The 18342-nt window shown below is 58.6% G+C and carries 14 protein-coding genes; 2 read left to right on the top strand and 12 right to left on the bottom strand.

Annotation, left to right across the window (positions count from 1 at the left end; genetic code table 11):
• Positions 1-12: 12 nt before the first annotated feature.
• From G5154_RS17925 to arcB, 5 genes are all read right to left on the bottom strand, one after another.
• On the bottom strand, positions 13-1224 hold the full coding sequence (locus G5154_RS17925) for an EAL domain-containing response regulator (RefSeq protein WP_337073354.1): 1212 nt from the start codon (positions 1222-1224) through the stop codon (positions 13-15).
• Positions 1205-5452 (bottom strand): ATP-binding protein, encoded by a 4248-nt coding sequence (locus tag G5154_RS17920; RefSeq protein WP_421251367.1) that lies wholly within the window; start codon positions 5450-5452, stop codon positions 1205-1207. The genes G5154_RS17925 and G5154_RS17920 overlap by 20 nt, the downstream gene beginning before the upstream one ends.
• A 221-nt stretch (positions 5453-5673) precedes the next feature.
• Positions 5674-5877 carry a hypothetical protein gene (locus G5154_RS17915; RefSeq protein WP_042059910.1) on the bottom strand — a complete coding sequence of 68 codons (204 nt, stop codon included), beginning with the start codon at positions 5875-5877 and terminating at the stop codon, positions 5674-5676.
• A 315-nt stretch (positions 5878-6192) separates the two neighbouring features.
• The gene (gene dgt, locus G5154_RS17910) at positions 6193-7557 is read right to left on the bottom strand and encodes a dGTPase (protein WP_216980169.1); all 1365 of its coding nucleotides are present in this window, start codon (positions 7555-7557) and stop codon (positions 6193-6195) included.
• Positions 7558-7608: 51 nt separating this feature from the next.
• Positions 7609-9921, bottom strand: a complete 2313-nt coding sequence (arcB, locus tag G5154_RS17905; protein WP_216980168.1) for an aerobic respiration two-component sensor histidine kinase ArcB — start codon at positions 9919-9921, stop codon at positions 7609-7611.
• A 204-nt stretch (positions 9922-10125) separates the two neighbouring features.
• On the opposite strand from arcB, the gene G5154_RS17900 reads away from it, so the two are divergent.
• Complete coding sequence (locus G5154_RS17900) at positions 10126-11112, top strand: DUF2860 family protein (protein ID WP_216980167.1); 987 nt, start codon at positions 10126-10128, stop codon at positions 11110-11112.
• Between the two features lie 65 nt (positions 11113-11177).
• Here the strand turns inward: G5154_RS17900 and G5154_RS17895 are convergent, their stop codons facing one another.
• The 4 genes from G5154_RS17895 to G5154_RS17880 all read right to left on the bottom strand — a co-directional run bounded on the left by G5154_RS17895 (position 11178) and on the right by G5154_RS17880 (position 14100).
• Entirely contained in the window at positions 11178-11879 is a 702-nt protein-coding gene (locus tag G5154_RS17895) for a DUF3334 family protein (protein WP_236348126.1), read from the bottom strand.
• Between the two features lie 89 nt (positions 11880-11968).
• Positions 11969-12415, bottom strand: coding sequence for an HIT domain-containing protein (locus tag G5154_RS17890; RefSeq protein ID WP_005341106.1), 447 nt, complete (start codon positions 12413-12415; stop codon positions 11969-11971).
• Between the two features lie 72 nt (positions 12416-12487).
• Positions 12488-13129, bottom strand: coding sequence for a DUF2057 domain-containing protein (locus G5154_RS17885; RefSeq protein ID WP_421251368.1), 642 nt, complete (start codon positions 13127-13129; stop codon positions 12488-12490).
• A gap of 71 nt (positions 13130-13200) precedes the next feature.
• Positions 13201-14100 (bottom strand): LysR family transcriptional regulator, encoded by a 900-nt coding sequence (locus G5154_RS17880; RefSeq protein WP_005341110.1) that lies wholly within the window; start codon positions 14098-14100, stop codon positions 13201-13203.
• A gap of 97 nt (positions 14101-14197) precedes the next feature.
• Here G5154_RS17880 and G5154_RS17875 point away from each other — a divergent pair, with 97 nt between their 5' ends.
• Positions 14198-14800, top strand: a complete 603-nt coding sequence (locus tag G5154_RS17875) for a short chain dehydrogenase (RefSeq protein ID WP_421251369.1) — start codon at positions 14198-14200, stop codon at positions 14798-14800.
• 126 nt (positions 14801-14926) lie between these two features.
• Here the strand turns inward: G5154_RS17875 and G5154_RS17870 are convergent, their stop codons facing one another.
• The 3 genes from G5154_RS17870 to dapA all read right to left on the bottom strand — a co-directional run bounded on the left by G5154_RS17870 (position 14927) and on the right by dapA (position 18205).
• Positions 14927-16030: a phosphoribosylaminoimidazolesuccinocarboxamide synthase gene (locus tag G5154_RS17870; RefSeq protein WP_040065098.1), complete on the bottom strand. Its 1104-nt coding sequence runs from the start codon at positions 16028-16030 to the stop codon at positions 14927-14929.
• A 167-nt stretch (positions 16031-16197) separates the two neighbouring features.
• Positions 16198-17325 (bottom strand): outer membrane protein assembly factor BamC, encoded by a 1128-nt coding sequence (gene bamC / locus G5154_RS17865; RefSeq protein ID WP_005349235.1) that lies wholly within the window; start codon positions 17323-17325, stop codon positions 16198-16200.
• The gene (gene dapA, locus G5154_RS17860; protein WP_139410839.1) at positions 17318-18205 is read right to left on the bottom strand and encodes a 4-hydroxy-tetrahydrodipicolinate synthase; all 888 of its coding nucleotides are present in this window, start codon (positions 18203-18205) and stop codon (positions 17318-17320) included. Before dapA ends, bamC begins: the two co-directional genes overlap by 8 nt.
• Positions 18206-18342 lie beyond the last annotated feature (137 nt).

The raw sequence follows: 18342 nt of genomic DNA, 5'->3' as shown, positions 1-18342 counted from the left end.
CAGCCAACAGAATCAGATAGATATCAGTGTAGGCAATCTATCCTGCCAAGTTCGATTCCATGTTTGCAACTCACTGCGTGGCATAGGTCTGGCAGAGAAGAACCCCTGGCAAACATCGCAACCCAGCGTTGCCAGCAACCGCCAGGTCTGCTCATCCTCCACCCCTTCAGCCACCGACTTGAGGCCCAACTTCCGTGCCAGCTCGATGCTGGACTCGATAATTGCCAGACGGGAGGGGTCTTCAAAACAGCGATCGACAAAGGATCTGTCCAGCTTCAATTCGGTAAAGGGCAGAAGCGCCAATTGCTGCATGGAGGAGTAGCCGGTACCGAAGTCATCAATGGAGAGACCAAAGCCGTGCATCCGCAGCCGGGTCAGCACCTCCAGCGACTTGCCCAGATCCTGCACAAAGGCGCTCTCGGTCACCTCCAGGGTGATAAGCTCGGGGTTGATACTCCAGCGTTGACACTGATTGATTAGGGAGTTGCACAGATCGCCCTCGATCAGCGAGGTGGTGGAGAGGTTCATCGACAGATTCAGTGAGAGCCCGGTCTCTTCCCACAAGTGGCCATCACTGAGAGATTTGCCGATGATCACCTCAGTCAACTGATCGATCAGGCCGTTGTGCTCCGCCAGCGGAATAAAGCGCCCCGGGGAGATTAGGCCATACTCCGGGTGCTGCCAACGGGCCAGCGCCTCCATTCCGACCCACTCGCCGGAGGCAAAGCTCACCTTGGGCTGATACCAGGGCAACAGTTGATCCTGCTCGAGCGCCCGACGCAACTCATCCAGCCCGATTCTGTGTCCCTCTTCCTCCCTGGCAGGCTCCTCCTGGGGTGACCAGGCATCGATCAGTTGCTTGAGCTGCTGCTGGGTAGATGGTTTCTCTATGCGGCCGAGCACCTGCAAGCCATAGGCAGCACTCATTCGCAACACGGCTTCCACCACATCGTCTTCAAGGGCACTAGAGAGAATTATCCCTCCCCGAAAACCGCCCAGTGACAGGCGGCGCAGCAGCGCCATGCCATCCATACCCGGCATCCGCAGATCGCAAAACAGGATATCAACGGCGTGTTGCTGGCTCAGTGCCAGCGCCTCGGCACCATCGGCCGCCTCCAGCAGATTCTGGAATCCCAGGCTGCGGACCTGGTGCAGCAGCGCCTTGCGCTGAAATCCATGGTCTTCCACGACCATAATGACTAACTCATGTTGTGCTTTTTTCATCGAGCCATAATCCAATGTCGTGGGCGATCGCCGTCATCAATAGCTGCACCTTGCCGGTGAGCTCCTCCAGTTCATCAAACTGTTTCAATCTGGCAGCCGACTCCAGCCTGGCTGCCTGGCTGGCCAGCTCCTGTAGTCCGACCATGCGGGCCGCGCCCTTGATCCGGTGGGCAGTCTCTACCAATGCACCGAAGTCGTGGCAAACCAAAGCGGCCTTCATATGAGCTCCATCCTGACGATTGGAGTCGAGATATTCCGCCGCCATCACCCGCGCCGTCGGCTCATCGCCAAACAGGGTCAACCAGCGTTCTGCCTGAACGGCCAGTCCGTCATCAATCGCCGCCCCCACAGCACTACCCGCGGTTACCGACTCGGCAAGCCAGTGTGCCAACAGCTGGCGCAGGGTATCCAGCGGGTAGGGCTTGAACAGCATATCGCTCATGCCCGCCTCCACCATACGAGCATGGGCCTCTTCCGAGGTATCTGCTGTTACCCCGATAATGGGCGCCGTCACCCCCGCAGCCCGCAGCGCCTTGGTCAGGGCATAGCCATCCATCACCGGCATGTGGCAATCGGTCAGTAACAAGGAGAATGACTGCCCCTGCCAGGCCCGCAACGCCTTCTCGCCATCCTCTACCACTTGGGCTTCGATCCCGAGGATCGCCAGTTGTCGTGCCAGCAGGGCACGATTGACCGGATGATCATCGGCCACCAGTACCCGTCCTCCCAGCTTGTCGGCCAGCGCAGGCAAAACCGGGGCGACCCGTTCCTGCAGCAGTTCGAGACAACTCTCCAGCAGCAGGTCCGGGTAGAGAGGAGAGAGCCCCAATCGCCACCACAACTGACCGCCGATCCGGCCGCGAAGGGCCTCGTTCGGTGAGGCTATGATCCCTCTCAATGAGACATGCTGCAACCATCCCTGCCACTCACCGCCGAGGGCCTGCTCCAACCACAGCTGATCAGCCAGCAGCAACCCTTCCAGTGAGCGGTTGAGCTGGCTGGCATCCAGATGCCTTAGCTTGGCGCCCAACCGCCGCATGGCCGCCTCGAGGCTGGCATCGGCGCTGAAAAACCACCATTCGGTGCCAGCCAGCGGGGGCGCATCCCATTGAGGGTTGGTCAGCGGCACGGTAAAGCGGAAACGGGATCCCTCTCCCGCCTTGCTGGTCAGGGTGAGTTCCCCCCCCATTTTGCGCACCAGCTGATCACAGATTGCCAGCCCCAGCCCGGTACCACCAAAGCGGCGATTGATGTCGGACTCCACCTGCTCAAACGGAGTGAACAACAATGCCTGTTTCTCCTCGGCAATCCCGATACCGGTATCGCGGATACTGATAGCAAGCTGATCGCGCAGGTAGCTGACCCGGATGGAGACCTCCCCCTGTTCGGTGAACTTTACCGCATTGTTGAGCAGATTGGAGATCACCTGACCGACCCGTACCCCGTCGATATCGGCCCAATCAGGTACATGCTGGCCCCACTCCAGCGTCACGTTGAGCCCCTTGCTATGGGCCAGGGTAGCGTGGCCACGGATCGCATCGCAGATCACCGTCTGCAACCGGCTGACCTGACAATGCAGTTGCAACTGACCCGCCTCGATCTTGGAGAAATCGAGTATGTCGTTGACCAGATAGAGCAGGTTGTTGGTCGAGGTGACAACATTACGCACCATGTAACGTTGATCGTCGTTGAGCTCGCTCATTTGCAACAACTCGAGCATGCCGTGCATGCCGGAGATGGGGGTGCGTAACTCGTGGCTCATGGTGGCCAGAAAGCGGCTGCGCGCCTGCATCGCCTGCTCGGCATAAGCACGTGCCTCGCGCAGCTCATGCTCCTGCTGCTTGAGGGCCGTGATGTCCTGAATCACCCCGTTGAGTATCAGCGCCTGCTGCTCCTGACGGACAAAATTGCCGCGTACCTGCAGATAGCGATCCCCGTCAGGGCGCTCCACCTTGACCTCCAGATCGAGGGGGGCCAGGGTCTCGGCATGGTTGGCCACCTTGCTGACAAACTCCTGCAGGGCCTGTTCGGTAAAGCCAAATACCTCACCACCCGATTCAGCGTTAAATAAATCCTGATGAGATACCCCCAGGATCTCGTTGGCCCCCTGAGAGGCATAAAGAAAGCGTCCCTTGCCCGGCCCCAGCCACAGATACTGGTAGACTACGCCGGGCATGCTGTCGGTGATCTGGGTCAGGCGAGTTTCAGCCTGACGAGCACGCTCCTCGGCTTCCTTGATACGGCTGACATCGGTCAGCACTGTCAGCACACCCCGCATGTTGCCATCGGGGTCCCGGTAAGGGCGCTTGGCATAGATAACATGAAAAGGGGTGCCATCGGCACGCAAGCTATTGCCGGCCCCCTCCAGCTCCTGGCCGCTTTGCCATATCCGGCGCTCCTCTTCCAGCACGCTCGCACGCAGGGGCTCGGGGATGCTTTGCAGGTCGTCAAGCGCCTCGCCATTGACATCAACGAGAAAGGCATCGCGATAAGCCCGGTTGCAGAGGGTTATACGCTGCTCGCTGTCGCGCAATGCCACCATGGTCGGCAATGAGTTGAGCAGGGTCTGTACAAACAGCAACTGTTCGTTGAGTTTGCTCTCTGCGATTTTCCGCTGCGCAATCTGGCGACGCAGGCTGCGGGCCCAGAACATCACCAGCAGACCGCAGGTCAACAAGGCCACTCCGCCCAGCGCCAGCCACTTGTAGAACTGGCTGTAATCGGATTCGACATTTACCGAAACATTGAGCCAGCGCCGCTCCAGCAGTTGCCACTCCTCATCCGTGATGGTCAGCAACAGCTTGTCCATGATCCGCAGCAGCTCGGGCTGCCTGATATCAACGGCCATGCTGATGGGCACGGAAAACTCGGGGGAGCTCAGCACCACCTGATACTTTTCGTTGAAGCCCTTCATGGCCTGCTGCCCCAGATTGGTCATGGTCAACAGCACATACTCGGCTTTCCCCGTATCAAGCAGGGTAAGCAGCTCGGTATCCTTGCCCACTTCAATGACGTTGCCACCATGGGCGCTGATAAGAGAAGCCTCATAAGAACCGGTCACGCCACCAATCAGGCGCCCTTTCAGCTCCGCCAGCGACTTCAACGGGCGTGCGCCGCGCCGGGATACCACATAGCTGTCGAATTTAAGGTAGGAGGAGCTGAAGGAGGCAAATGCCTCGCGATCCCTGAGCGGTGTCATCAGGGGGATCAGATCCACCTTGTGCTGTTTCAGCAGAGCCAGAGACTCTTGCCAGGTGCTGGTCGGCTCAAGTTCAAAGCGGATCCCCGAGCGCAGACTCAACAACTTCATCAAATCTGCCGCATAGCCGTGCAACACCCCTTCGTCATCAATCTCGCTGATACCGGCAAACGACGGCGCAACGGCAAACCTGACCACCTTGCTCTTCTTCTTTAACCAGGCTACCTCGTCTGGTTCCAGCAACAAACCCGCCTTGAAACGGCTGTCTTCCTGATTCAGCCGCAACCGGGCATCAGCCACCGGGATCCGCTGGTAGGCCTGCCAGATGCGATCCGTCAGCGCCGGGTCATGGGTACTGGTTGCAATGGTCAATGCACTACCGGGGATCCAGTCCGGGATCACAATCCCCATCGACTCAGGCAACCGCTCCATCTCCATGGCAATGATCGGCCCCAGAGCCAGATAAGCATCGGCCGCCCCCAGTTTGACCATATAGGTCGCCTCGTCACGGCTCTCCAGCTCGGTCACATGAGGCATCCCCAGTCGCGCTAGCTCATTGCAACTGCCAAAACCGCGAATACAGACCCAGCGAAGCTTGCGCGCCTGTTCCAGGGTCAAACGTTGATCCGGATGGCGCATCAAGATGGCGCGGGCGTAGGAGCCCAGATAGCCAATATGATTCATCCCCTCCAGCTCGAGCGCATCGAGCTCGACCCCGATCAAGGCATCAACTTGGCGTCTGTTCAGCGCACCACGGGCATCCACATAGGAGTTGTAGGAGACATAGCGCAGGGAGACCCCCATTTCTGCCGCAATACGCGAGGCCAGCTCCTTGAGCGGACCGGCATAGCGCTGATTGGGCAGTTCATAGAGGAACGGAGGATAACCACCACGGGGCACCCCGACCACCAGCTCTTCATCAGCAGTCTGGTTGCCCGCCAGTGCCTTTCCCAATTGGGGAACAGCAGCAGCAGGGATGCCGGAAAACAGCAGCAACAGGGGAAGAAAAAGCTGACGAAAGAGTGACATGAAGTCTTGTCCTGATGAGTAAAACAGATCGGTCACCATCTCTAATTTTGCCGATCCTGACGGCACAAGGCGAGAAAACATACGCATCTGTCACAAATGGGGCAGAGAGGATAGTGCCGGGACAAAGAAAAGTGAATAAAAAATCAACCTGCAAACACAAAAATGGCAGGCATTCCGCCTGCCACGTCACCACGGGGAGAGCGTTTACCCTCCCCTGTGGATCAGGTTATTCGATTCCCGAGGCGGAAGCCGGTTTGATACTCCCGCTCGCGAACGAGGGAGATCTGACCCTGATATCCTTCCAGCCCGATATCCCTGAGCAGAGCGGGTGACAGATTAACCTGTACGAGACGACGCTCGACCCGGGCAATCCGTCTCTGGACCAGGGATTCAACACTGCGCAGTAAAACCAGTTCGATAGACATGACATTCTCCAGTAGAACATGCGGTTCTCCCGGAGAAAGTGGATATCACCCTGCGGGACGAACCGCGGGTGATAAAAAGACAGGGGTTACCTGTTTACGCCACGCGGTAAAAGAGCACGAGATTTCACGCCGCACGCAGTGCCGCGAGAGAATGCAATATTGAGCATCAGATGTTGCATTTTCGTCTCCTTACCGGATAAAAGTTGAACAGGTTGCAGAAGTCTAAAAAATATCCGAATTTAAAACAAGCCTCTTGCGACTCCTTTTTAAACGTTTTTACGGCATTTTATGCTGCCCGAAAAGGAGCTTGGGGTATCAGATCCCCGAGAGCAGCCGGTACTCCTCCAGCACATAGGTATCTGTCATGCCACTGACATAATCGAGCAGCAGCCGCACCCGGTAATACCACTCCTGCTCATGCAGGCAGGCAAAGCGTGGATCAGGGGTGGCGATCGCCAATCGATAGGCCTTGAGATGGCGGGCCGAAAGGCGGTGATAGAGGCGGCGCGCAAAGAACAGCGCCTGACTCCCCTCCCCGGCCAGCAGGCGAGCAAACTGTGGTGCTGGCAGCGCCAACAGACAGGAATAACTGGTCAGCACCCCGCGCAGCGCCGCATACCCTTCCAGTTCGAGCGCCTCTACTTCGGGTCGCATAAAGACCTGCTCGCGGGCCACCTGTTTGAGGATGTCGAGCACCCGCGCCGCCGGCGCCTGGCCGTGCAGCAGCGCTTGCGGATAGGATCCCTGCAAAATTGCCTGATGTTCGCTGACATAGCTCTGCGCCGCCAGCGCCACCAGATCCCGGGTCAGCTGCTGGCGAAAATGGGGGAAAAAGCCTCGACCACTGGCAAGCGCGTCACCCAGCAAGGTCCCCATGTAGTCACTCTGGTCAGCTGCTCGCAGCGCCGCCAGCAATTCACCCTGAGTCAGGATCCGCCTATCCACCGCATCTTCCAGATCGGCGATGCAGTAGGAGATGTCGTCTGCCGCCTCCATGATGTAGACCAGCGGATGGCGACAGCCGGGGGCCAGCCCCAGACTCTGGCCGAGGGCGCGGTAGAGCGGCTGCTCGCTAAAGAAGATACCTCGTTTGCTGCTCCAGCCATGATGCTGGCCATAGCTCACCCCGGGCTGGGGCTGCTGCGGGTATTTGCAGAGTGCCGCCAGTTGTCCGAGCGTCAGGTTGAGCTCGTGCAGGCTGTGCACCAGCCGAAGACTCTGGGCGTTGCCATCAAACAGCTGCAGATCCTGACGTAATTCAGCCCACTGGGCCGAGGGGGGCTGCGCCAGCGCCTGCTGATAGAGGGGATCGAGCATCTCGCCGAGCCACTGGCTCATCACCTGCTCGCCAAAATGACCAAACGGCGGGTTGCCCACGTCATGAAGCAGGCAGGACATCTCCACCAGATTGATAAAGGCCCCTTCGCAGACCATACCTGCAGGCAAGGCAGCCAGAATGCGGCGACTGATCTGGCGGCCAGTCTCCTGTACCTCCAGCGAGTGGGTGAGGCGACTGCGCACCGAGGCCTTCACATCGAGTGGAAAGACCTGGGTCTTCTGCTGCAACCGGCGCACCGGTGCGGCCTGCACGATACGGGCGCGATCCTGCTCGGTCGCCTCCAGCAGCTCCTCATCCCCCCAGGAGTGGATGCGCGCGGGGGTAATCAAACGGCTATACATCTTGCAGCTCCTTGCCAGCAACTTCCCTCAGACTCAAGACAACCACCAGTCTCAAGACAACAACCAGCGCCGCAGACGGGCGATATCGCCGGGATATTCGCGGCGCAGCGTCTCAATCCAGTCTTCCACGTTTTCCCACCAGGCGGGATGATCCGGGCTCTGGATCAGCTGGGCCGTCTGCTGCAGTCGGCGCAGGCCGATGGAGCCTGCCGCCCCTTTTATCTTGTGCGCCTCCTCCACCACCCCCGCCTGATCCTTGGCAATCATGTTGGAGTCGAGCACCGCCATGTAGTCCGGCATCATCTTCTCGAACAGATCGACGCTGGAGAGCAGCACCGGCTTGCCCACTGTATCGGCATAATCAGTGAGGAAGGGGATATCCAGCAGGGCATCCTGATTGCCCGCATCCGCCTGCTCATCCGCCTCATCCTCGGCGAGATCGGCAAACAGGTGACCAATCACCTCCCGCACCGCTTTGGAGCCAAGTGGCTTGTTGATCACATCCTGCATGCCGTGATCCCGGTAGTACTGGCGATCACCGGTGGAGTTGGCGGTGAGCGCCACCATGGGCGGCAGGCTGTCGCCATAACGCGCCAGCAGCTTTTCAGCCACATCGAAACCGGTCATGTCCGGCAGCTGGATGTCGAGCAAAATGAGGTCAAAATCATCCGGATTGGCCATCGCCAGCGCCTGCGCACCATCACGTGCCACCTGCACCTGATGACCCAGCTTGTTGAGCAGGGCACACGCCACCGTCACGTTGAGCTCCACATCCTCCACCAGCAGGATATCGAGGGATGGCATCTCCTCCTCTTGCTCCGGCAACACAGGTTCGGCGCAAGCGACCTCCAGCTCGGCGGTGAAGCAGGAACCTTCGCCCGGATCGCTGTCCACATAGAGCTGCCCGCCCATCGCCTGCACCAGCTGACGGGAGACCGCAAGACCAATGCCGGTGCCGGTGGCGTGTTTCTTGCCCTGCACCTGATAGTACATGGCGAAGATTTTCTCCTGCTGGGCACGCGGGATACCGACACCGGTATCCTCCACCTCGAAGTGCAGGGCCAGCTTGCCGGGCTCGTCGGCTGGGTGAGAGAGGCAGCGCACGGTGACGCCGCCCTCATCGGTAAACTTGACCGCATTACCCACCAGATTCCACAGCACCTGACGCAGCCGGGTGCCGTCGGCCATCACAAATTGTGGCATCTCGCCATCACGATCGAAGTGCAAATAGAGCCCCTTCTGCTCAGCCTGGATGCGCGACAGGGTCTCAAGCTCATCGAGGAAGGCGGGCAGGTCGATACGGGTCGGTGCTATCTCGAGACGGCGTCGGTCGAGCTTGTCCAAGTCGATGATGTCATTGAATATATTGCCCAGGGTCACCGCACTCAGGTGAATGGTCTTGAGCTGTTGGCGCTGGGTCGGGTCGAGGGGGGTATCCATCAGCATCCGGCTCAACCCCACGATGCCGTTGAGCGGGGTCCGCAGCTCGTGGCTGATGGTGGAGATAAAGGTGGTCTTGTCGCGACTCGCCTTCTCCAGTTTGTCCTGATACTGCTTGCGCTCGGTGATGTCGCGACCAAAGCCGAGCAGACCGAGCCGCTTGCCGAAGCGATCGAAGAAGGGCACCTTGCGCAGCTCGAAGTAGGCCTTGCGGCCATCGGGATACTCCAGCCACTGCTCGTAGGTGAGCGGTTCGTTGCTGGCAAAGACCTGCTTGTCGGTCTCCACCACCTTGTTGGCAATCTCCTGCTTATAAACATCGAACGGGGTCAGACCGATCAGCTCGCTCTCCGCCTTACCAGTCAGCTCCTCCATGGCGCGGTTGCAGCCAGAGAATTGCTCATCCTCGTTGCGGTAGTAGACCAGATCCGGGGAACAGTCGATAAAAGAGCGCAGCAGAGCGGTACGCTCCCCCAGATGGAGCTGAGCTTTCTCCCGCTGGAACACCTCGTTTTCGAGATCTTCAATGGCCTGCAAACGCAGGCTCTCGGCCCGGTTGGTCTCGGCAATCTGGGCATTGAGGCGACTGATGTTCTCCTGCAACTGGCTGTTAAGCTCCAGATCCCGCTCACGCATATCTTGCAGCTTGCGCACCATCCGGCTCAGTCGTTGACGGGAATCCTCCAGCTGATCCACCACGATGGAGAGAAAATAGACCGCCCAGGGGGTCACCAACAGGCCAAAGAAGACCGAACGCACGAAGTCGATCACATCGATATTGCCGCGCAGAAACAGGGTTACCCCCATCTGGATGGCGACCGCCAGCACTATGATGCCGGCCGCCAGAAACATGCTGAATCGCACCAGTCCCAGCTTGGTCATCAGGTCGACGTAATATTGCGCCCAGGATTTAATCTGCTTCATCTTGTTATTTTCTCCCCGATATTCGCGAACAGAATACCAGCACAGAGAATTGAACTCTTCTTATCTCGCACAATTAATTAACGATTCGCCGTGTAAAATGAGTGAGTTAGGATATTTGATGAAATTCTGTCAGTTGCCATTAAGGGTGGCCCCCTATAATCATCCACCCGTCAATTTAAACACGTTTAATTTAGGAGTTATCTGATGCGCAACACCACCCTGCTTGGTCTGGGCCTGCTGGCTGCAAATAGTGCATATGCGGATTTGGGAACCATTCCCAACGAATCGGGCTGGTCTGGTTTCCTGCTTGGCGGAGTCAATGTCATCAATTACGAATCCAACTTTTACAGCGGTGATGACGAAAACCGTCGACTGGGCGGACTGGGCAGTGCCGAGAGCAGTTCCGCCGTCGCCCCGCTGCTCAACGCTGATATCCGTTATACCTTTGCCGATACCCGCACCCAGGTATTCCTCGGTAACCTGATCCAGGATGCCATCCGTTTCGACTTCACCCAGCAGCTCGGTATCCGCCAGGAGATGAGCGACAAGGGTATCGTGGCTGGCTCCGTGGTCTTCAATGCCATGCCAACCGAACAGTGGAGCGATCCTTTCGCCGTAGGCGTCGATCGCCAATCCACCGATATCAAGTCAAAAGGAGTTCGCTTCGCCTGGGACAACATCTGGGGTAGCAACTTCAATGGCAGCCTGACCACCCGCAACATTGAAGTCGATGAGGAACGCAGTGGCAGCCAGTATGGCGCCGACACGGCGGCCAAGCTGGATCGCAACGGCAAGATCCACGCCCTGGATTTCTCCTACAAATGGCAGCTGGCACCCGGCCAGGTGCTGGAACCGGCTTTCATTCACCGTCAGGCCGATCTGGACGGCAGCGCCCAGAGCTACAAGAGCAACGGCCTCCAGTTGACCTACGGCAAGCGGGCATCCCAATGGTCCTTCGTCAGCAACCTCTATCTGGGTCAGACCAAATATGATGAGGCCAACCCGATCTTTGGCCAAAATGCCGACTCCGACGAGTTTGCCCTGACCGGCACCTTCTTCTGGCACCGCCTGTTCGGTATCGCGCCGCTCTCGGCAACCTTTACCGCTGGCTATGCCAAATCCGATTCAGATATCGACTTCTACGACTCCGAATCCATGGTGTTCAATACCGGTCTGCTCTACAACTTCTAACCCGCCACCCACTGGAAAAGAACAAGGCTACCTGAGTGGCCTTGTTGCTATCTGCTTGTCGCCCGTCAGATCCCGAGGGAGTCGAGCAGATCATCGTGATCATTACTGGCAGGTGCAGCGGCTGCCGGTGCCGGTTTGGTCGCCTCCTGTTTGGCCTGAGCGATCAGGGCATCAGGATCCAGCTCCTCATGCTCCATCCCCTCATTGTGGATGCGGATGAACTCGGTCTTGTCCATCGCCAGCTCCAGATAGAAGATGTTGTTGCGGGCGGTGAAGAAGGTCACGCGTCGGGACTCCGGACTGTCGAGATTGGTATCGACGCTCAGCATCACCTGCTTGTTGAGGGCCAGCATCTTGGGCTGGTTCTGGGTGATGTGAGTCTGCAGATCACGGCCCACCTTGACGGTAAAGCTGCCAACGATCTGGTTCATCAGCTCGCCCATCACGTTGCTCACCTCGTCAGAAGTATGGGAGATGGCAAGATCCTCCTTGGAGAGCCCCATGCTCAGCATGTAGCTCTCATAAAGCTCCATGGCGGCAGCGGCAGAGAAATTGATCACCACCAACCCCGAGAAGCCGCCATCGAACAGCACGAAGCAGCCAATATCCGGCTTGAGGCAGGTTTTGCTTATGCGCTGCACCATACCGGAAAAACGCACCTGACTCTGGGTGGCCGCACTCAATACATCCGTTACCGAATGACACAGACTCAGTAATACATCCTCTGTGGTCAATACGGCATCATCGTCGGCTCTTGTCACTATCATGGGACCTTCCTGCACATCGAAAATGGGATGATCTATACCATAACTCTAACAGATGGCGCGGCCCACAGACTGAAATAGCGACACAGCTCTCAGTTGACGCCATTGTCAGTAGCCGCAGGGGTGAAACCACTCAGCTTGGCGAGCCGATCACGCCATCTGTCGGCCTGCTGCACCAGGAGGTCTAATTCATAAGGTACGGCTGGATGAGCCCCCCAGATGGGACCGGGCCAAGCGGGGTCTGTGGCGAAACGGGCAACATGGTGAATATGCAACTGCGGTACCAGATTACCCAGCGCCCCTATGTTGATCTTGTCCGGGCTGAGGGAGTGTTCCATCAGGGCTGCGATGGCACAAGACTCCTGCATCAGCTGCTGCTGCTGCTCCGGTGCCAGGTGATGGATCTCGCGCAAATTGGCCACACGCGGCACCAGAATGAGCCAGGGGTACTGACTATCTTTGGCCAGCAGAACTCGACAAAGCGGCAGATCGCCGAGCCAGCAGGTATCCGCCTGCAGGCGTGAATGCAGTTCAAACATGAACACCTCGTTGAGTAAGATGAAGAGGGCATCCAAAAGGGAGGGCCCACGTTACTGCAACGGGCGAAAAACTTAAAGCTGTGGCACGGCCCAACCGATAAAGCGCTTGCGCAAAGCCGGATCGGCCCGGAGGAACAACTGCTGCAACTGCCCTTCCAGCTCGCTGGCAGCCACACCGGGTTGCGCCCCGCTGGCGGGCATAGCCACTGGCGGCGCAGCAACAGCGACTGCCGTCAGCGCCGCCTTGCCAACGCTGCGGTTGTATTCAGCCAGTTTGCCATTCCAATCCACCCCAAGCAGCATACCACTGGTCACCAGCGCATCCTGCTGGATGGCCAGCGCGCGACCATTCTCCTGCAACGCCACCACAGGAGCCTTTGCATACGCCTGCATCCCCCGCTCATCGGCCGGTACGCTGGCCGTCAGCTGCAAATGCTGATTGCTGCCCTGATAGCGCACCACCTGTGGCTCGGAGCGTACCTGCCGATCATTCTCGCTGCTGCTGCGACTGGGGATCACCCCCTCGAAGCGCACCAACAGTTGCTGTTCGCCATCCGCCAGGGTGGCATGCTGCTCATCCTGCAAGGTGCCGTTGCTCACCGCGAGGATGCGGAAATTCTCCGGCACCTTCACTTCCACCATGGCCTGCGCACTGCCAGCCCCCAAGACTGCACAGAGCAGCACAAACCCGGTCAACCCTCTATTGCTCTTCATTCCCGCTGATCTTCCTGATGCCGATGATGGGCGCAGGGTAGCAGCCGAAGATGACAGAAAAATAACGCCGCTCAGAGCAGGTAGTTGGGTCGCTCGGCAAACCACTGGGCCAGCACTTGCTTGAACAGCCGGATCTTGCGCGGTACCCGCCGCTGCTGGGCATGCAGCACATGAAGCTGATGCAGACCGCTCTGCCACTCGTCAAGCACGGTCACCAGCTCCCCCGCCATCAGCAGCGATTCCACCAGCATCAGCGGGCACTTGGCATAGCCCATACCAGCGCGCGCCAGTTGCAACACTGTGCTGTAGTGGTTGGCCCGCACCTTGCCCTGCACCAGAATGTGGGCCTCTTCCCCCTCATGGATAAAGTGCCACTGCTCCCAGGCCGGATTGTGCCCCTGCAACAGGCAGTTGCGACCGCTCAGCTCATAGGGAGTGGCAGGACGCCCCTCTCTCGCTACAAGCGCGGGGCTCGCCACCACCACATCCTTGAGCCGACCGAGCGGTAGGGCCACCAGAATGTCCGGCACCTCGTTCATGGCGCGCAGTGCGATGTCGTTCTCCCCCTGACTCATGTCAACCATCTGGTTGGTGAAGTTGAGTTCCACCTCAACCCCCGGGCAGAGTGCGGCAAAGCTGGTCAGCAGCTCGCTCACCATGCGATCGCCGGTGCTGACCGGGCAGGTAAAACGCAGGCGGCCACCATCCTCTTCAGTCAACGCCTGAATATCCTGCTCCGCCTGCCGAGCCAGCGCGAAGATCTCCCCCGCCTGCCGGTAGAGGGTCTTGCCCGCCTCGGTCAGACTGAGGCGGCGGGTGGTGCGTTGCAACAGCTGGGCATTGAGTGAGGTCTCCAGCGCGCTGACGTGGCGACTCAGCATCCCCTTGCTGACCCCCAGCGTATCGGCCGCAGCCGAGAAACTGCCGCGCAGCACCACCTCATAAAAGCTGGCCAGATGGGCGATATCCATCATTAGCTCCAATATGGAAACAATGGGTTTATTTTACGCGCTTTTTCACATTTTCTGTTGCACTAGAATCGACACATCCCAACCAGGAGTGATGCAGATGAAAATTGTGATTGTGGGTGCCTCCGGCACCGTCGGCTCCGCGGTCAGTGAACTGCTTGCCAAAGATCATCGGGTGATCCGGGTCGGCCACAGCCGTGGCGATGCCACGGTCGACATGCGCGATCCCGCCTCCATCAAGGCGCTGTTTGCCAAGCTGGGGCAGTTCGATGCTCTGGTCGTCGCCAGCGGCAACGTGGCCTTCAACGGCCTGACCGAGATGACCGACGAGCAGTGGCAGGTGGGGCTTCAGAGCAAGCTGATGGGCCAGATCAACCTGACCCGTGCCGCTATCCCCCACCTGAGCGACAAAGGTTCCATCACCCTGATCAGCGGCATCCTGAGCGAAGAGCCGATCAACTGGGGCGTGAGCGCCAGCACAGTCAACGGCGCCATCGAGCACTTTGTGAAAGCGGCCGCCTGCGAGCTGCCAAGGGGCCTTCGCATCAACGTGGTGAGCCCCACCGTGCTGGCGGAGTCGATGGACAAATACGCTGACTTCTTCCCGGGGTTCGTGCCGGTGCCTGCCGCCAAGGTAGCGCAGGCTTACAAGAAGTCGGTGTTGGGCATCCAGACCGGTCAGGTGTTCAGGGTCAACGGCTGATCGCCGCTCGCTTGCCGCCAGACCAGCAATAAAAACGGGCCCCGCAATGGGGCCCGTCTGTTTATTTGCCTCTATCTTTCACCACCAGCAAACGTTTGTTTATAGGCGACAAAAAAAGAGCAACCCTTAGTCGATCAGACCGTACTGATCACGCAGCACCTCGATGATCTCCTGCTTGGGATTGGCAGAACGCGCCAGCTTGTGGCCGATGATCTTCTCGGCGATCCCGACGTAGGTGTTGGATATGTCCATCATTACTTCGGTCGGCAGCTTGTTGTCGCGGGCCAGGGCGAAACGTTCCGGCATGCGGTTCTTGTTGAGCAGGATGTCCGGATCCGGGAAGTGGTTGAGCAGCCACTGACGGAAACCCTCTTTCGACTTCTCGACAATCTGACCGTCGCGCAGGGCCGCGCCATCCCAGATACGGGAGCTGTCGGGGGTGCCCACTTCATCCATGTAGATGAGCTTTTCGTTGCCGGCGGCATCGTGGACGTAGCCAAACTCGAACTTGGTATCGACGAAGATCTGATCCAGCCCGGCCAGCGCGTCGCTGATGACGTTGAAGCCCTCTTTGAGCAGCACTTCGTAACGGTCGATGTCAGCCGGTTTGCTGAAGTTGAAGCCCTTGTAGTGGCGCTCGATATCGGCACGGGAAACGTTGACGTCATCAGCTTCCGGCACGCCATCCAGCCCTTTCAGCACGCCCTTGGTGGAGGGAGTGATGAGAATTTCCGGCAGCTTCTGATCCTTTTTGAGCCCTTCCGGCAGGGTGATGCCGCAGAACTCGCGCTCGCCATCCTTGTAGGCACGCCACATGGAGCCGGTGATGTACTGACGGGCAATCGCCTCGATCATCACCGGACGAGCTTTTTGCACGATCCAAACGAAGGGGTGCGGAATATCCAGAATGTGGCTGTCGGCCAGTCCCTTCTCCTTGAACAGCTTGAACCAGTGGCTAGAGATGGCATTAAGCGCAGCCCCTTTGCCCGGTACGCCGTTCAGGCCATCCACACCTTGCCAGATGCAATCGAAGGCCGAGATGCGATCGCTGATCACCATGAGGGCGAGGGGCGCATCGGCCGGCACATCATAGCCTTTCTCTTTTATGAGCCGGGCACTGTCTTCGGGGGTCAACCAGTAGACGCTGCGCACTTTGCCGGAATGGACAGGTTTATCGGTACGGATCGGCAAATCGTCATTCACCGCCAATACTTGATCTGCAAGACTCATGGCTAATAACACTTCCTGTTTGTGGGGGGTAAACATCGCGAGTCCCTCACCCGCGCGCTCTGTTTGCAACGGACTGGCAAGGGGGCTCGCATCATCGAAAACCGCTCGGAATCCCCGCGTTTTCAGGGGGATTTTGATAACAAAACAGGGGCACAAGGCCCCTGTATTTATTCTGCTTTTGCTGCTGCCTGATCGGCCAGCCCCTTGGCGAACGCCTCGGACAGGCTGATATACATCTGGGAGATAACCCCGGACGATACCGGCTTCTTGTCCTTGTCGAACAGGGTGATGGAGGTCTTGCCTCCCGCCATTTCGCCAAGCTGGAAGCGGTATTTCTCCTCCTCCAGTTTGAACGGCTCGCTCCCTTTCGCCTTCCAGAACTCGGCACCCGGCTCTTCGTACTCGACGTCGATCCAGCCCAGAGACTGCTGGGTATCCTTGATGGTGAAACCGTAAGCAGGCAGTACCTGATTAAGGCGACGCCACACCTGATCAAAGGAACCTTCGGCAATCCAGGCGCTCAGCTCGTTGTTGTCCAGACCCAGTTGCAGACCCATGCCATCGTTGGACTTGTGCTGCTCGCGGGCTTTCAGCTGGCTGTCGTAATAGAGAGAGAACTGGTTCAGCACTCGCGCGGCATAGCGCTGGGCATCGGCAGGGGTCAGCTTGTTGCTGGTCTCGCCGTCGATGGTCTCTTCGTGATCCAGTACCCGGACCGACATATTGACGGCGTGGCGCTGGGCATCGTTGCGCACGGTGAACTGGTAACGCTGACGGATTTTGAAGTCTTCGTCATCTTCACCCCAGCCATCGAGGGCAACAGTGTTGTCAAACCAGCCGGTCTGCAATACGCCATCCTGCTGATCCAGCTTCTCGGTGGTGACCTTGTATTTGGCCAGGAAGTTCATCAGGAACGACCAGGTATCGCGCTCCACGCTCTGGCTGGTGCTCAGGGCATAGAAGGCAACGGTCGGTTCGGTTGCACTCTGCACCACCTGACTGCCCGGTACCACGGTCAGCAGCTGGGCGGGTGGACGCACATCGACCTGGGCGCCGAGGGCACCTTCACGGCTGCTCTCGGGCAGCGGCGGGATGTCGTACTGGCTGTTGAAGGTGGGGGCACTCAATCCTGCGGGGATCAAGAACGCGCGGCCCTCGAGGCGGGCATCTTCATAACCGAAGTCGCGGTTGGCCATTTTGCGATCCTGGGGGGTGCTGCAACCGGCCAAGACGGCCACAGTCGCAACGCTCAGCACCAGACGGGCTCTATTTCCCTTTCCATTAGATTTAAACACTCGCCATCAACTCCGCTGTGGTCAGTGCTCGCGCCATCAGCTGCTCGCCCTCGGGGGTGAGGTCAACCAGCGGCAGGCGCAAGGTGGCTGTTGCAATCAACCCCAGTTGGGCACAGGCCCATTTCACCGGGGTGGGGCTCGGTTCGCAGAACAGAGTCTTGTGCAACGGCATCAAGAGATTGTTGATGTCATGCGCCTGCCCGGCATCACCGGCCAGCGCAGCACGACACATGTCGGCCATCTGGGCCGCTGCAATATTGGTGGTGACCGAAATCACGCCATCGCCACCTTGCAGCATAAAATCACAACCAGTGGCATCGTCGCCACTGTAGAGAGCAAACTCCGGCCCGCACAGCTCGCGCAGCAGCGGGGTGCGGCTCAAATCGCCGGTTGCCTCTTTCAAACCGATAATGCCGGGAACCTTGGCCAGACGGGCCACGGTCTCCGGTTTGAGATCGCAACAGGTGCGACCGGGCACATTATAAAGAATTTGGGGCAGACCACTAGCCTCGGCGATCGCACAATAGTGGCGATAGAGACCTTCCTGAGTGGGCTTGTTGTAGTAAGGAGTCACCGAGAGACCCGCCACCACGCCGGTTTTGGCCAGTCGCTTTGCCAATTCAATGGCATGGGCAGTATTGTTGGAGCCGCAACCGGCGATGACGGGAATGCGTCCGGCGGCATACTCAACGGTCTTTTCAACGACGGCGATATGCTCCTGCTCGCTCAGGGTCACCGATTCCCCTGTGGTACCCACCGCAACAATGGCGCAGGTCCCGGCGCTGACATGATAGTCGACCAGTTTGGCCAGACTGGCCCAATCGACTTCACCTGAAGCCAGCATGGGGGTAACGAGCGCAACAATACTACCGCGTAACATGGACTTTTCTCCCGATTTTCAGGGGCGTAATGGTAAAGCTGACCCCTTTGAAAAACAAGGGAGAGAGGGGGCAAGCCGTGATACCATCCGGAACAAAAAGTAATGGACGAAAGTCGGCAGCGTCCCTCAGGGAGTGG

Origin of the sequence: Aeromonas sp. 600527, assembly GCF_049175415.1 — a bacterium.
Classification (GTDB): Bacteria; Pseudomonadota; Gammaproteobacteria; order Enterobacterales; family Aeromonadaceae; genus Aeromonas; species Aeromonas veronii_A.
This window is presented reverse-complemented; position numbering and strand designations above follow the sequence as displayed.

Bases quoted from the DNA above. Each gene is read 5' to 3' on its own strand.
- G5154_RS17925 (WP_337073354.1), bottom strand. From the start codon at position 1,224: ATGAAAAAAGCACAACATGAGTTAGTCATTATGGTCGTGGAAGACCAT.
- G5154_RS17920 (WP_421251367.1), bottom strand. From the start codon at position 5,452: ATGTCACTCTTTCGTCAGCTTTTTCTTCCCCTGTTGCTGCTGTTTTCC.
- G5154_RS17915 (WP_042059910.1), bottom strand. From the start codon at position 5,877: ATGTCTATCGAACTGGTTTTACTGCGCAGTGTTGAATCCCTGGTCCAG.
- dgt (WP_216980169.1), bottom strand. From the start codon at position 7,557: ATGTATAGCCGTTTGATTACCCCCGCGCGCATCCACTCCTGGGGGGAT.
- arcB (WP_216980168.1), bottom strand. From the start codon at position 9,921: ATGAAGCAGATTAAATCCTGGGCGCAATATTACGTCGACCTGATGACC.
- G5154_RS17900 (WP_216980167.1), top strand. From the start codon at position 10,126: ATGCGCAACACCACCCTGCTTGGTCTGGGCCTGCTGGCTGCAAATAGT.
- G5154_RS17895 (WP_236348126.1), bottom strand. From the start codon at position 11,879: ATGATAGTGACAAGAGCCGACGATGATGCCGTATTGACCACAGAGGAT.
- G5154_RS17890 (WP_005341106.1), bottom strand. From the start codon at position 12,415: ATGTTTGAACTGCATTCACGCCTGCAGGCGGATACCTGCTGGCTCGGC.
- G5154_RS17885 (WP_421251368.1), bottom strand. From the start codon at position 13,129: ATGAAGAGCAATAGAGGGTTGACCGGGTTTGTGCTGCTCTGTGCAGTC.
- G5154_RS17880 (WP_005341110.1), bottom strand. From the start codon at position 14,100: ATGGATATCGCCCATCTGGCCAGCTTTTATGAGGTGGTGCTGCGCGGC.
- G5154_RS17875 (WP_421251369.1), top strand. From the start codon at position 14,198: ATGAAAATTGTGATTGTGGGTGCCTCCGGCACCGTCGGCTCCGCGGTC.
- G5154_RS17870 (WP_040065098.1), bottom strand. From the start codon at position 16,030: ATGAGTCTTGCAGATCAAGTATTGGCGGTGAATGACGATTTGCCGATC.
- dapA (WP_139410839.1), bottom strand. From the start codon at position 18,205: ATGTTACGCGGTAGTATTGTTGCGCTCGTTACCCCCATGCTGGCTTCA.